Annotated in this window: 9 protein-coding genes; 4 read left to right on the forward strand and 5 right to left on the reverse strand. The window is 42.1% G+C overall.

Annotated features, from left to right (window positions below; genetic code table 11):
• Nucleotides 1-256: 256 nt before the first annotated feature.
• Together PR675_RS10225 and sbcD are read right to left on the reverse strand one after the other, a co-directional pair.
• On the reverse strand, nt 257-3,934 hold the full coding sequence (locus PR675_RS10225) for an AAA family ATPase (protein ID WP_060560963.1): 3,678 nt from the start codon (nt 3,932-3,934) through the stop codon (nt 257-259).
• Nucleotides 3,931-5,148, reverse strand: coding sequence for an exonuclease subunit SbcD (gene sbcD / locus PR675_RS10230; protein WP_060560964.1), 1,218 nt, complete (start codon nt 5,146-5,148; stop codon nt 3,931-3,933). The genes PR675_RS10225 and sbcD overlap by 4 nt, the downstream gene beginning before the upstream one ends.
• A 283-nt stretch (nt 5,149-5,431) precedes the next feature.
• Between sbcD and phoB the strand changes: the two genes are divergently transcribed.
• The 4 genes from phoB to PR675_RS10250 all read left to right on the forward strand — a co-directional run bounded on the left by phoB (nt 5,432) and on the right by PR675_RS10250 (nt 11,256).
• The gene (gene phoB, locus PR675_RS10235; RefSeq protein WP_014656785.1) at nt 5,432-6,121 is read left to right on the forward strand and encodes a phosphate regulon transcriptional regulator PhoB; all 690 of its coding nucleotides are present in this window, start codon (nt 5,432-5,434) and stop codon (nt 6,119-6,121) included.
• 19 nt (nt 6,122-6,140) lie between these two features.
• On the forward strand, nt 6,141-7,457 hold the full coding sequence (gene phoR / locus PR675_RS10240) for a phosphate regulon sensor histidine kinase PhoR (protein WP_004926950.1): 1,317 nt from the start codon (nt 6,141-6,143) through the stop codon (nt 7,455-7,457).
• 540 nt (nt 7,458-7,997) lie between these two features.
• Nucleotides 7,998-9,323 carry a branched-chain amino acid transport system II carrier protein gene (gene brnQ / locus PR675_RS10245; RefSeq protein WP_004926953.1) on the forward strand — a complete coding sequence of 442 codons (1,326 nt, stop codon included), beginning with the start codon at nt 7,998-8,000 and terminating at the stop codon, nt 9,321-9,323.
• A gap of 214 nt (nt 9,324-9,537) precedes the next feature.
• Nucleotides 9,538-11,256: a thiamine pyrophosphate-dependent enzyme gene (locus PR675_RS10250; protein WP_060560965.1), complete on the forward strand. Its 1,719-nt coding sequence runs from the start codon at nt 9,538-9,540 to the stop codon at nt 11,254-11,256.
• 181 nt (nt 11,257-11,437) lie between these two features.
• On the opposite strand, the gene ggt is transcribed toward PR675_RS10250, so the two are convergent.
• From ggt to PR675_RS10265, 3 genes are all read right to left on the reverse strand, one after another.
• Nucleotides 11,438-13,204 carry a gamma-glutamyltransferase gene (gene ggt, locus PR675_RS10255; protein ID WP_004926960.1) on the reverse strand — a complete coding sequence of 589 codons (1,767 nt, stop codon included), beginning with the start codon at nt 13,202-13,204 and terminating at the stop codon, nt 11,438-11,440.
• Nucleotides 13,205-13,437: 233 nt separating this feature from the next.
• On the reverse strand, nt 13,438-14,058 hold the full coding sequence (locus tag PR675_RS10260) for a hypothetical protein (protein ID WP_272582739.1): 621 nt from the start codon (nt 14,056-14,058) through the stop codon (nt 13,438-13,440).
• 289 nt (nt 14,059-14,347) lie between these two features.
• Nucleotides 14,348-14,950, reverse strand: coding sequence for a peroxiredoxin C (locus PR675_RS10265; RefSeq protein ID WP_004926964.1), 603 nt, complete (start codon nt 14,948-14,950; stop codon nt 14,348-14,350).
• Nucleotides 14,951-15,007 lie beyond the last annotated feature (57 nt).

The raw sequence follows: 15,007 nt of genomic DNA on the forward strand, positions 1-15,007 counted from the left end.
GTTAAGTATTACTATAGCGCTGTGAAGGGAAAATCATAGAAAAAAAAATTAACGGTAAGGTTCAAATTTTTCGGCTGAGTCAATTTAATTGTTTTTTATTAAAATCAATTAAATACAAATTGTTATTTTTTATGATTGCATTGGGGAGCATCTATCAGCCCTTCATGATAGAAAATTGAAAGAAATTTTTGATTGATGTGGTAAGGCGCTTTTATCTAGGAATGCCTTGTTCCTATGATAAAGCGCCATTTATATTTTAACGGATACGATATCGGCTAGGTAATTCACTAAAGCCAAAACCGTTGGTCTTTTTCACGGGGATCTGTACAGAAATTCGCTCTTTCATCGCTTCAACATGGCTAATTACCCCAATCGTTTTTCCGGATGCATTCAGGCTTTCTAACGCATCTAAGGCAATATCTAATGTTTCAGGGTCGAGTGTGCCAAAGCCTTCGTCGAGAAATAAAGACTCGAGTTGAGTTTTGTTACTCACCATATCCGATAATGCGAGAGCAAGCGCTAGGCTGACTAAGAAACTTTCTCCGCCAGAGAGGGTTTTAATATCCCTGATAGTATCGGCCTGCCAGCCATCAATCACTTGTAATTCCAGATCCGCATTATGATTACGTTTTAGCAAATAGCGACCATGTAGCTTATCCAAGCGCAGATTAGCGAGAGAAATGAGGCAATCAAAGGTTAACCCTTGCGCGTAACGGCGGAATTTATCTCCTTCCGCTGAGCCAATCAGTTCGCAGAGATATCCCCAATCTTCATAGTGGGATTGGCTCTGCTCGATTTCTTGTAATAAGCCACGTTGTTGGTGACGTTGTTGTTTGTCTGCTTCGAGTTGGCTGAAGATCTGCCCCTGTTGTTTATTGAGATTTTTAATCTCCTCATCAAGCTGAGTAATTGCTTGCTGCCACTCCTCCAAGCTTACCTCAATATGATCATCGGGCTTTTGGGCCAAATGTTCTTGTCGTGCGCGCTCACCTTCTTTATAACGGGTTTGCGCTTGTAAACGTGACTGGAGTAATCGTTGTTGCAATTGTTCAAGTTGCAGCTTTTCATCCGGCGATAATAGTGCGGCTAAGAATGCTTGCTGTGTTGCAAATGGGCTAGTCGAAAGGGCATGCTCGAAGCGCTGCTGTGCTGTGGTTAACTGATATCGTGTCTTTTCTATCGTCGTGATGACCTCGTTAAGGCTGCCTTTTAGAGAAGCTAAGTGTTTTTCATGATGCGTGACCTGCTCATTAAGTTGTTGTTGCTGATGAGCCAGTTTGTTTTGCTGATCTTGCAATTGACCCATAAATTGTGAAATAGATTGCCCATCAAGTAATAGCTGCCGTGCCGCCTGTTTTTGTTCAACCTGTTGTTGTAACTGTTGCAATTGCTGTTGCGTATTTTCTAGCCGTTTACTTAAATGGGTTTGTTGAGCTAACTCAACTTGCAACGTCGCCTCAGCGACCGCTATTTTTTGGCTAATATCTTGCGCACTTTGTTTTTTCGCAGCATATAGCTGACCACGCTGCTCTAGTAACGTAAACCACTGTTCAAAACTTTCGCTTTCAGGCAACCTAAATTCAGCCAAAGCCTCGTGGAGCTGTTGCTGCTGCTGATTATGGCGCTGTTGGTGTACGACATGCTCTTTTTGTGTTTCATCAATAAGTTGGTGCTGATGCTTAATTCGTTCAGTAAGCAAGGCGAGCGAGGATTGTTGCTGTTTATTTAATGACTGCTGCTCATGTAATCGGTGTTTAAGTTGTTGATATTCACGTTCGAGGGCGGTGAACGCCTGTAATGACTGCTGTTTCTCTGATAACTGTTTTTGGATATCCGTGAGCAACTGCTCTACGGCAGCATGAGTCGTGGTCAGTTCAGGGGCGAGAGCTTTCTGGCACGCGGTCATCCATTGTGTTCGCAGCTGACGCTCTTGAGCTATAAGCTGCTGTTGTGCCTGTTGATTTTCTGCTTGGCGCTGCATTTCTCTTTGCAGTAGCGACTGTTGAGTGACTTGCGTTTGCTTAAGCTCTTCTAACTGTTTGGTTAATGCGATTAAGCGCTGTTCAGTTTGCGTTGGCTCTACAGATTGATATTGTTCAATTGCAGGGTGTTCGGTAGAGCCACAAAGTGGGCAAGGCTCACCCGCAATAAGTTGTTGGCGCTCCTTTTCTAAACTGACGATTTTCTGCTCTAAGCGTAACCGCGCATTCAAATCTGTTAAATGAGGCTGAAGGTGCGTAATTTGTGTTTCAGTTAGCTGGAGCTGCTTTTCAGCCTGAGAAATTGATTGGGTTAGCTCCTCTTGCTGGTGTTGTTTGATTTTTAATTGGTTTTGCTGCTCTTGCCATTGAGATAACAATAAAGGTAAAAGTTGGGCATGTTGTGATCTGGTGTGTAGCTGTTCTATTGATTGATTAAGTTGTTCAATATCTTGTTTTTCTTGCCACTCTAGATAGCGACTTTCAACGAGTTGATATGCCGCAGTATCCTGTTCAAGTTGGTGCTGCGTTTGGGCATTTTGCTCAATTTGCTGTTGTTGCTCGCTAACTAATGCTGACTGCTCTTGTTGCAGTAGTTGTTGTTTTTGCTCTAAGGCTTGTACTTTTTGACTCAATTCATCAATAAATTGACCTTGTTGCCGCCATAAACCTATTTGTTGGGTAATAGCCGCATCTTGGGGATGTTGCTGTAGGTAATGTTCAATTTGTTGTAACTCTTCACGGTCCAAATGAGCTTGATGTTGGGTTCGAGTAATTAAGCTGTGCTGCGATTGATATTCCGTGTGATATTGCTCTTTTTGTTCTGAAATTTCTTTAATCTGTTGGTGTAGATGAAGAATCGCATTATCTAATGGGCGAACGTGGGTATCGATCAACACGGTTTGCTGCTGAACATAATTTTGGTGCTGGCTATGCTCATGTTGGACTTGAGCAAGTTGTGCTTGTAAAGGCGCAAGTTGTTGAGTGTTATTTTCACACTGTTGTGAAAGGCTCTGTTGCTTCTCTAATAATTCATTTAATGCCTGTTGTTGGCGTTCCACATCCTGCCATAAAGGGCGCAAATTTTCAGCAGGCAGATTGTCTGAGAGTTTTTTAAACTGAGGCTCAGCGTCTTGATATGCCTTTTCAGCCTGCTGTTGATCAAGCTCTAACTGATGTAAGCGGGCAGTTAACTGTTGTTGGCGTTGCTGCCAATACAACGCTTGTTGGTTTCGCGTTCGTTTTTGATTAAGCTGCCTTTCTTGGTCTGCTAATACGGTTTGTTGTTCGATGAGGGCTTGATGTTCGCTTTCGGTGAGCAAATGAATGCTTTGCGCTCGAGCTTTTAAAATCTCTAAATCATTTTTGACCTGTTTGTGCTGGCGATAGATATAGCTGGATATTTGACTATAAATTTCCGTGCCGGTGATCTCTTCTAACAGATCGGCTCGCTCTTTTTCGCTCGCATTTAAAAAGGCGGCAAAATCCCCTTGTGAAAGCAAAATAGACTTTGTAAACCGTCCGAAATCTAGCCCTGTGATCTGAACAATTTGTTCTCGTATGTCACTGACTTTTTCCGCAATGATTTTGCCGTCACTGACAGTCGCTAGCTCGGCTTTTGGCGGTTGTAATTTTCCTTCTGGCTTGTTGCTGGCTCGTCGTTGGCTCCAAAATGCGCGGTAAGCGATACCTTTGACCTCAAATTCCACTTCAGCCAAGCACTCGCCAGTATGGCGTGTCATAAGCTCATTTTGTTTAACGGATAGTGTACTTAAACGAGGTGTTTGGTGATAGAGTGCGAGACAAATAGCATCTAGTAAGGTGGTTTTACCCGCCCCAGTAGGGCCTGTGATCGCAAACAATCCTTGGCTAGCAAACGGCTCTTGGGTGAAGTCAATTTTCCATTCGCCTTTTAGAGAGTTAATATTTTTTAGGCGTAGACTTAAGATTTTCATGAATTTCCCTCTAACTCAGCACGCAAAGCGTCATAAGATTGCCTAAAGAGTACTAATAAGCGCTGCTCTTTTTCTTTATCATCTAGCGACTCTTCCGCTAAACGACGCAAAAATACCTCTTCGGCGGTAAGCTCATTTAAGGTTTCATTAGCGAGAGCTTGTTGGGGGTTTTGTGGTTTACGTGCACGGCGTAACAATACAACTTCAACGGGTAAGTCTTTGATAATATTTTCGATACGTTGTTGGATATCAGCAAGATAGTCCTGTGAAGCGACTTCGATATCTAACCAAACTGGGGGCGTATCTGGCTCGATAGAGAGTGCATGTAACTGCTTTTGAATGTCTGCAAGTGACCCTTTTAGTGTTTGCAAAGGTTGAAAAGTTGGGATCGCAAGTTGGTGGATCTGCGACAGTTCGCGGCCATCAAACTCCACTAAGCAAACACTTTTTTGTTGGTTCGCTTCATCAAAGCTTAATGCAATCGGTGAACCAGAGTAACGAATATGTTGCTGTTGACCAATAACTTGCGGACGATGAATGTGCCCCAAGGCGATATAGTCAGCCGGAGGGAAAGCGGCAGAGGGAAATGCGTCTAAAGTACCAATATAGATATCACGCACAGAGTCCGTCAATTCAGCCCCGACAACCGTTAAATGCCCCGTTGCGATAATTGGGATATCTAACCCCATAGTTTGCCGCTGCTGCTCGGCAAGCTGATAGCTAGCTTGGTAATAGTCACGAATGGCTGTTTGTAATGATAGCTGCTTCTCTTCACTGCTCTGTCCTGCAACACTTAATTGAATATCTCTAGGGCGTAGAAAAGGGATCGCACACAACAGTGCTCCGGGTTGCCCTTGTGCATTCTTTAATGTGATCACATGGGGCGTTGCTCCTGAAGTGACGACATCCGTATTCAAATAGGCAAGCAGTGAACTGGTTTCATTTAAGACGGAAACAGAGTCATGGTTACCACTTAGGATCACCAATTGGCAGCCTGTTTGCTGCAGCGAGACGACAAATTGATTATAAAGCTCACGGGCATAACTTGGGGGGGAGCCGGTATCAAAAATATCTCCCGCAACAATCATGGCATCAACTTGATGAAGTTTGACCTGCTCAATAAGCCAAGTTAAAAACTGTTGATGTTCGGCTGCGCGGCTTTTAGTGAAAAAATACTGGCCAAGGTGCCAGTCAGAGGTATGGATAATACGCATGAAGGCCCCTTCCTACGGCTTTATATGTATACTATGCTCAGTATACCCTATCATGACCCTTTAAGGGGATCTCTGAACAAGCAGACAATTCAATGTGATAACGATAGGCGAAGCAGCAGGCGCGACAATGTAAAGTATGACGAGAATGTTTCACTTAAATGACAATTTACCGCTAATATAGAAAGGATTATTGTTATTTGATGACGGTATTCATAATTCTGTCATAAAAGTGACGCATAATGCTTTCACTTTTAATGATCTCTTCTTATTTACAGGATTAATCATGGCAAGACGCATTCTAGTGGTTGAAGATGAAGCGCCCATCCGAGAAATGGTTTGTTTTGTATTAGAGCAGAATGGTTTTCAGTCGATTGAAGCTGATGATTATGATTCCGCCATCGCGCAGTTAGTTGATCCATTACCCGACCTTGTTTTATTAGACTGGATGATCCCTGGTGGTTCAGGCATTCAAGTGATTAAACACATGAAGCGTGACAGTGATACGCGCGATATTCCTGTGATGATGTTAACCGCAAGAGGGGAGGAGGAGGACCGCGTAAAAGGATTGGAAGTGGGGGCGGATGATTACCTAATAAAGCCGTTTTCACCCAAAGAGCTCGTCGCTCGTGTGAAAGCCATTCTACGCCGTATTTCCCCGATGGCAACAGAAGATATTATTGAAATGAACGGGTTAACACTAGACCCAACGTCTCATCGGGTCAGCAGTAATGACACTCCTATTGATATGGGGCCGACGGAGTATAAGCTGCTGCATTTCTTTATGACTCACCCTGAACGAGTATATAGCCGCGAGCAGTTACTCAATTATGTATGGGGAGCGAATGTGTATGTTGAAGATAGAACGGTTGACGTGCATATCCGCCGCCTCAGAAAAGCCTTGGAGGCTGAAGGGCATGATAAAATGGTTCAAACAGTGCGTGGTACTGGTTATCGCTTCTCAGTGCGTTACTGATCAATAACAGGAGATACCAGTGCTTGAACGCCTATCATGGAAACAGCTAATTTGGGGGCTGTTTTTATTCATCTTACCTGCATTAATCTTATCGATTTTTATCGGCCATCTTGCATGGCTTTTAGTCATCTCATTGACCGCAGCGCTGATTTGGCACAGTTATAACTTGATGAAGTTGTCATATTGGTTATGGCTTGATCGGAGCATGCTGCCCCCTGATGGTAAAGGCGGCTGGGAGCCAATCTTTTATGGGATCTATCAGCTTCAGCAGCGAAACCGAAAACGTCGGCGTGAATTAGGGCAGTTGATCAAACGCTTTCGCAGTGGCGCAGAATCTCTCCCTGATGCCGTCGTAATGATGACTCTTGAAGGGAATATTTTCTGGTGTAATCGCCATGCTCAACATTTATTAGGTTTTCGCTGGCCGGAAGATAGCGGGCAACCGATTTTTAATTTATTACGCTATCCAGATTTCAGCCGTTATTTTACATTACAAAACTATGAACAAGCGTTAACGATAGAGCTAAACAGTGGCGCTATTGTTGAATTCCGTGTCTTACCTTATACCGAAGGTCAGCTATTAATGGTTGCGAGGGATGTCACGGAAAAGCGCCGATTAGAAAAAGCACGTAGAGACTTTTTTGCGAATGTCAGCCATGAACTACGCACACCACTAACGGTGATCCAAGGTTATCTTGAAGTATTAGATGATCAAGAAAATGCCTCAGCTGCCAACAAAAAAGCGTTAACGGTAATGCAAGAGCAGGCGCATCGAATGGATAATTTGATTAAACAACTGTTACAGTTATCTCGCATTGAAGTGGCGCCTCATATTAATTTAGATGAGCAGGTAAATATTCCTGTAATTTTAAAAATGATTGAACAGGAAGCGATGAGTTTAAGCCAAGGGCGGCAACAGTTTAAATTTATGGTTGATGAAAAGCTGTATGTTTACGGTAATGAAGAGCAGCTTCGTAGTGCGGTGGCTAACTTGGTCTATAATGCCATTATGCATACACCGGAAGGGACAACGATCCAAGTCAGTTGGCAGAAAACACATAATGGGGCACGTTTTGGCGTTGCTGATAATGGGTTGGGGATCCCCCCAGAGCATATTCCACGTTTAACTGAACGTTTCTACCGTGTTGATAAGGCGAGGTCTCGCCAAACAGGGGGAGGAACGGGGCTTGGTTTAGCGATCGTCAAACACGCTTTGCAGCATCATAATAGCCAATTAATGATAACCAGTCAGTTAGGCAAGGGGAGCGAATTCTCTTTTACCCTGCCTCCTGTATTGATCGTATCAGACAAAAAAACAGCTAAAACACTTCATTAAAGACGTGACATACCTCGATGAGAGCGGTAAACAGCCGTTCTTATCGACCCAATCCAACATATCATTATCACCGCCAGATATGTCGCTCCTTCTTATTTAAAAAATGAATCTCTCTATATTTGTGATGGGTTATTAAAAATTTCTGTTTTCTAAAAAACCTATATTTCGCTTTGCAAAACCATAATCGATTTAAAAGATAAGATAAATAATGGTTTAATTGGTTGTTTTTTGTTCAAATCATATAGCGCATATTCTTATTTTACTGACAGTAATCACTAGTTATAAAAAATACTTTAGAGATTTATTCTTGTTTTTAGGTTTGCTATTGCCTTTTTTCCCTATAAAAGTTTTACTTGTAGCCAGTTATTGGCGATTTTTTCTGTTTTTTGATTTTTAATCTTGCCTGATGTGATAAATCGTACACATTGTATTGTTTATCAACTTGTTAATTAGAATTCTATACCGCCATTTATAATTCAAAGAGTTACTGATTAGTTACTCTATATTTTCTAACACTGTTACAAAGATTTAACATAAAATATGGCTCATCGTTTAACATCCAGAGATATTCTTGCCTTAGGTTTTATGACCTTTGCGCTCTTCGTTGGTGCTGGAAATATCATATTTCCACCAATGGTTGGCTTACAGGCTGGCGAGCAAGTGTGGACTGCCGCGCTAGGCTTTTTGGTTACAGGTGTGGGGTTGCCTGTTTTAACCGTTGTGGCATTAGCCAAAGTGGGTGGGGGTATTGAAGCCCTAAGTACACCTGTTGGTAAAACGGCGGGGCTATTGCTTGCTGTTGTTGCTTACCTGTCCGTTGGCCCGCTATTCGCCACGCCTCGCACTGCGACGGTTTCTTACAAAGTGGGGATTGCACCGCTACTTGGTGGCGAATCAGATATATCATTATTAATTTATAGTGCAGTCTATTTTGTGCTAGTCATCGGTATTTCTCTATACCCAGGTAAACTACTGGATAGTGTAGGTCACATACTGGCACCTGTAAAAATGTTAGCCCTTGCTATCCTTGGTGTTGCGGCTGTGCTTTGGCCGGCAGGTCAACCTATGTTATCAACAGATGAATATCGCGATATGGCTTTCTCAAATGGCTTTATCAATGGCTATTTGACGATGGATACATTGGGGGCAATGGTTTTTGGTATCGTGATTGTTAATGCGGCCCGTTCGCGAGGTATCGAAAATTCCTCACTACTGACCCGCTATACCATGTGGGCGGGGCTGATTGCGGGAGTGCTACTGACACTGGTTTACCTTTCACTATTTAAATTAGGTGAAAACAGCGCATCCATTATTCCAAACCCTCAAGATGGTGCTGATATTCTGCATGCCTATGTTCAGTATACATTTGGTAACTATGGTAGCTTCTTCCTTGCCGTATTGATTTTTGTTGCCTGTATGGTGACGGCTGTTGGTTTGACCTGTGCTTGCGCGGAGTTCTTTAGCCGCTATGTGCCAATCTCTTACCGCACGCTAGTCTTGGTACTTGGTGCATTCTCCATGGTCGTTTCTAATCTTGGATTAAGTAAACTGATTGCGTTTTCTGTTCCTGTATTAGTGGCGATTTACCCACCTTGTATTGTGCTTATTTTATTAAGCTTTACTTTAAAGTGGTGGCGTAACCCAAGTGTGGTGATTGCCCCAACCATGTTGACCAGTTTTATTGTGGGGTTAATTGGTGCAGCGAAAGCGTCAGATCATCTGAAAACGTATATTCCTGATTGGATGACTGGAATTCCGTTATATCAACAAGATTTGGCATGGTTATTACCATCATTTGTGGTGTTAATTGTAGCGGCAATTTGTGACCGAGTGATCACACCCGCAGCCGAACATAAACAAGCCTAAAAATATCAATATTCAATAATAGAAAAAGGAGCTTATTAGCTCCTTTTTTACTTCTTATTCTGACGGAAAAATATCATAAAAAGAAAGGGTTAAAATAAAAATAGTGCTTTTAATTGCAGTTATTACTTATTGTGATATTAATAATATAAATATGTAGACAAGAGTCATCTGTGATCTTTTGTTTATAAGAAATAATCTGCTATTGGAGCCTTGCATGAAAAAAAATGTTGCTAGCGTGATTGTTGATATTCTCCAAAATTCAGGTGTGAAGCATTGTTATGGCATCGTTGGTGATACTTTAAATTATGTCACGGATGCGATACATGAAAGTAAGATGGAGTGGATCCATGTAAGGCATGAGGAGGTTGGGGGATTTGCCGCCGGTGCCGAATCCTTTATTTCAGGCCAACTCACCGCATGTGCAGGCTCCTGTGGACCTGGAAGCTTACATTTTATTAATGGATTATATGAATCACATCGCAATGGCGCGCCTGTTATTTTGATTGCAAGCCAATTAGATACTAATACAACCGATAGTTCTTTCCCTCAATACGTCGATTTTAAATCCGTTTATAGTGAATGCTCAGTATTCTGCGAAGAAATTATTAGCCCTGATAAAGCGATTGAAGTGACAAAAAATGCCATTAGTGCAGCTTTAAGTCAAAAAGGTGTCGCTGTTATTATTCTTCCAGTAAATATAAGTAAGTCTGAAATAGACTATCCAAATAAAATAGCTGTCAATTATCATCAACCGCGAATTATCCCGGCTCAAGAAGATATTAAAGCGCTGGCAGATGTATTAAATAAAGGTAAGAAAATAGGTATTTATGCGGGAATTGGTAGTAAAGATGCCAGAGGAGCACTTCTTCAATTGGCAGAAAAATTAAAAGCGCCAATTGCACATACCTCACGAGCCAAAGATTTTATTGAATATGATAACCCATATAATGTGGGAATGACGGGAATGATCGGTATTGAGTCCGGTTTTACCATGTTAAAAAACTGCGATACTTTGCTGCTGTTAGGTACTGATTTCGCATGGCCTCAATTTTTCCCTGAAAAAGCAACCATCGTACAAGTTGATATTAATTTAGAAAATATCGGTAAACGCCACCCTGTCAATTTAGGGCTTAATGGTGATGTCAATGAAACCTTATTGCAATTATTGCCTTTAATTGACAATAAAACCGATGATGATTTTTTACGTAAATCTGTCGATTTGCACAAAAAGACACTCGAAAAAATTAGCTGGCTAGAAAAAGGGGCGAAAGCTCATGTCATCCACCCTCAATACCTTGCTCAGCTACTCGATAAGCATGCAGATAGCGACGCTATTTTTACGGCAGATGGGGGTTCTGCAATGGTTTGGATGCTGCGCTATATCAATACCAATGGGCAGCGAAGAACATTAACGAGCTTAAAACATGGCACCATGGCTAACGCAATGCCTCAAGCATTAGGATTGAAAAAAGCGTTTCCTAATCGCCAAGTGATCTCTATGTCAGGTGATGGTGGGTTAGCGATGCTATTAGGCGATCTACTCACTATGACGCAAGAAAAATTGGCGGCAAAAATCGTTATCATCAACAATAAATCGCTTAACTTTGTTGAATTAGAACAAAAAGTTGAAGGGTTATTGAATAACTATACCGATTTAGAAAACCCTGATTTTGGTAAGTTGGCGAGTGCGTTAGGGATGTTTGGTGAATCAGTTGAATCCCCAGAAGCATTGGAGGACGCTGTTATCCGCTTCCTAAATTATAATGGCCCAGCGGTATTAAACGTGCATACTTCACCGAATGAATTGGTTATGCCACCGAATGTAGAGCTTAATAGTGTTGTCGGTATGGGGCTTTATACGGCAAAAGCGGTTTTACATGGTCGTAGTGAAGAAGCGATCAGCCTTATTGTGGATAATTTTATTCGTAAATAACGCAAGGTAATTTCAGGCCGTGGGTCAACATCAAGGTGTTTGGCTGCGACCATAAGAGATTGTGAAAACCATTAAAAATATCAATTTGTTGATTTTTTAGTAGATAATACTAAGCGGGTCTCCCCGCTTAGCTAATCATTTAAATGGCGGGTTATCCCGCCATTTGTTTTAAGTGTGGATTTTAATCGACACCAACGGCTTTACCGGCTGGACGACGAACATCATTTGAACCGTAGATATAGCCTTGGCGAACTTTGCCTGAAACTGCGGCATCATTGCCTGATGAGTCTGTTTTATCTCCTTTAGCATCCGGTACGGGTACCATAATTAACTCTGCTGCGCCCCATGGTGTTTGTTCTACCATTTTGTAACCCATCTTATCGAGCAACGCTAAGGTATCTTTAGAGACACCACGCTCCTCATAGTAAACTTCATCGGGTAACCATTGATGGTGGATACGTGGTGCGTTCACGGCTTCTTGAGGAGGCATTCCATGGTCAATGATATTCAGGGCGGTTTGCAATGTGATTGAAATAATCCGTGACCCGCCTGGGGAGCCGAGTACTAAGAACACTTTACCATCTTTGGTCACTATGGTTGGGCTCATCGATGATAGTGGGCGCTTACCAGGAGCAATCGCGTTTCTTTCACCTTGAACTAAACCATACATATTTTTCTCACCGACTTTGGTGGTGAAATCATCCATCTCATCATTTAAAAAGAACCCTGTACCAGGCGGGATCACCACGGAGCCGAAACGGCCATTGATGGTATAAGTCGTTGAAACCGCATTACCTTTGTCATCGACAACAGAGTAATGAGTGGTTTCTGGTTTTTCATGTGGCCCTACACCGGGTTGGACTTGTGTTGATGGCGTTGCTTGGTTAGGTTTGATCTCTTTACGTAGCTCTTCTGCGTAGGCTTTACTCAATAACTTGTCGGTTGGGTTATCGACAAATGCCGGATCGCCTAGGAAAGTGTTTCTATCCATGTAGGCATGGCGCATTGCCTCTGTGAGAGTATGAATATATTCTGCCGAATTGAACCCCATCTCTTTGAGGTTATAGCCTTCTAAGATATTGAGTGTTTGGCAGATGGTTACCCCACCCGAGCTAGGCGGTGGTGCTGAAATAAATTTATAGCCTCGATAGGTACAGCTAATTGGTGTGGTGTCGGTGATCGTATAATTAGCAAAATCTTTTGCGGTTAAGATCCCCCCATTCTTTTTAGACGCTTCTTCTACGATCTTCGGTATTTCGCCTTCATAGAAAGCTTTAGGGCCTTCTTTCGCAATTTTTTCAAGGGTATTGGCTAAGTCGGTTTGTACTAACAGATCGCCAGGTTGAAAGGCACTACCATTAGGTTTTAAAAAAATGCGTGCGACTTCTGGGTCTTGCTTAAAGCGATCGACAGTGGTATCTAGGACATCGGTATCTGCCCGCGTTAAAACAAAACCTTCTCTGGCTAATTTAATTGCCGGCTCCATGACTTGCTGGCGGCTCATTGTGCCATATTTTTCGAGCGCATAATCAAGCCCTTTTACCGTTCCCGGAACCCCCGATGCGAGGTAACCATAGAGGCTGGCATCTTTTATTAAATTACCATTCTTATCTAAGTACATATTAGCGCTAGCGGCTTCTGGGGCGGTTTCTCTAAAGTTGATAAAAAGATCTTTGCCATTAGCAAGGTGAATGGTCATAAATCCGCCGCCACCAATATTCCCACAGCATGGATTAACCACGGCTTGGGCATATCCCACAGCAACAGCCGCATCAACTGCATTACCGCCTGCATTAAGGATGTCGGCACCAATTTGAGAGGCTAGGTGTTGAGAAGACACAACCATTCCTTTTTTGGCCTCGACAGCAGGTTCTGAGGCGGCAAAGAGTTGAGGTGAGATAAGCAGTGAAAGTAATAGGACAGAGGGGCGCCATGATGTTTTTATCATTCGTATCTCCCGATGAATAAAATGGAATGGGCTTTTTATGAAATTGAGTAACACAATTAACTAATGTGATTCATTTGTTAATTAATTGTGTTCTTTATGTATAGCATAAAATAGCTGGAGAGACTGAAAGATACAATCGAGAAATGTTAACAATGTAGTGAAAAAATTAACTTAAAAATATAAAACAATGGGTTAAGCAGAGCCTGATCGTGGCTCTGCTTAGGGAGACCAATTTATTTTTGGTTGAACAATGCAATATGGATCCAGCCGTTATTGGTCAGTACCAATGGGCTTTGTTGTGATTTTTTAGCACGCTCTTGGGTTGATTTGATTTGTGGGTAGGCGGCAATGACTTTTTCATTTTTGGCCCAAGGTGCCACATCTTCAATTTTTTGTTTAAAGTTAGCGATAGAGATTTTTTGACCACCGCGCTCAGCTGGCTCTGTGAAATTCGTGACTTCAGTGACCACTAACTTACCTGTACAGAAGCTGCCACGCCCAGAAAATTCGGCTTTTGCTTCATCAAAGAATTTTTGACCTTCACTCGTTAAGGTAAATTCAACACCTTCACCTGTTTGTTCTGTTCCCCACATATCTTTGATAACGACTTTTTTTTCTGATTTGTTTAATAATCCAGCATCAACCAAACTATCTAATTGTTCTATTTTTCGAGTATTTGCTTGTGCTAAAAGCTCAGCAGGGAATGGGCCAGTATTGATACAAATAGCCGATTTAGTATCGAGATAATCTTGAATGGATTTTTTGAAATTACTTTCAGAGGCTGTTTGGTTGTTATCACAGCCTGCAAGCAAAGTACCAGCTATAACAACCGATGCTAACAGTTTAAATTTCATCGTTTTTTCCTACTTTACGATTGACGCTATATTGAGTTAAAAATGTAACTATTTATGGATAAATGTAACCATATTATAAATAGCAGTCCTGTAAAAGTATGGTGCGCTATATATCCTCAGATATATTGTTCTTTAGCATCAATTAAGAACTTTCTAGCAATAATTATTTGAAAAAAGACGAATAAAAAGCAGAGAATAAAGTAAAAGCGGGCAAATGGGATTGTCAAAAATAAAAAATCGGCATAAACCGAAGTTTATGCCGATCCATAAAAACAGTAAACGCTATGAATTATAGGCCAGTTGCGTTTTTAGTCAGGTAGTCAGCAACACCTTTAGGTGATGCGTTCATGCCTTCTTTACCTTTTTCCCATTGCGCTGGGCAAACATCACCGTGCTCTTCGTGGAATTGCAGCGCATCAACCATACGCAGCATTTCATCGATGTTACGGCCGAGTGGTAGGTCGTTAACGACTTGGTGACGCACAACGCCATTTTTGTCGACCAAGAAAGAGCCACGCAGAGCAACGCCAGCTTCTGGGTGCTCAATGCCGTATGCTTTCATGATTTCACGTTTGACGTCAGCAACCATTGGGTATTTCACTTCACCAATACCGCCGTTATCAACAGGAGTTTTACGCCATGCGTTGTGAACGAATTCAGAGTCAAAAGAAACACCGATTACTTCCACACCACGTTTTTTGAATTCTTCATAACGGTGGTCGAACGCGATAAGTTCTGAAGGACAAACAAAAGTGAAGTCCATTGGCCAGAAGAAGATCACCGCTGGACGGCCGTTTAGGTGATTTTTCAGGTTAAAGTTGTCAACAATTTCACCGTTACCTAGAACAGCTGCAGCAGTAAAGTCAGGGGCTTGACGTGTTACCAGAACCATAATTTACTCCTATGAGTTTGAATTAAAGGTTTTATATCCATAATAGTTTAAACCACT

Source organism: Providencia sp. PROV261, assembly GCF_028477945.1.
Classification (GTDB): Bacteria; Pseudomonadota; Gammaproteobacteria; order Enterobacterales; family Enterobacteriaceae; genus Providencia; species Providencia stuartii.

What these genes read in the sequence shown, in the direction of transcription:
- PR675_RS10225 (WP_060560963.1), bottom strand. Translation starts at nt 3,934, where the DNA reads ATGAAAATCTTAAGTCTACGCCTAAAAAATATTAACTCTCTAAAAGGC.
- sbcD (WP_060560964.1), bottom strand. Translation starts at nt 5,148, where the DNA reads ATGCGTATTATCCATACCTCTGACTGGCACCTTGGCCAGTATTTTTTC.
- phoB (WP_014656785.1), top strand. Translation starts at nt 5,432, where the DNA reads ATGGCAAGACGCATTCTAGTGGTTGAAGATGAAGCGCCCATCCGAGAA.
- brnQ (WP_004926953.1), top strand. Translation starts at nt 7,998, where the DNA reads ATGGCTCATCGTTTAACATCCAGAGATATTCTTGCCTTAGGTTTTATG.
- PR675_RS10250 (WP_060560965.1), top strand. Translation starts at nt 9,538, where the DNA reads ATGAAAAAAAATGTTGCTAGCGTGATTGTTGATATTCTCCAAAATTCA.
- ggt (WP_004926960.1), bottom strand. Translation starts at nt 13,204, where the DNA reads ATGATAAAAACATCATGGCGCCCCTCTGTCCTATTACTTTCACTGCTT.
- PR675_RS10260 (WP_272582739.1), bottom strand. Translation starts at nt 14,058, where the DNA reads ATGAAATTTAAACTGTTAGCATCGGTTGTTATAGCTGGTACTTTGCTT.
- PR675_RS10265 (WP_004926964.1), bottom strand. Translation starts at nt 14,950, where the DNA reads ATGGTTCTGGTAACACGTCAAGCCCCTGACTTTACTGCTGCAGCTGTT.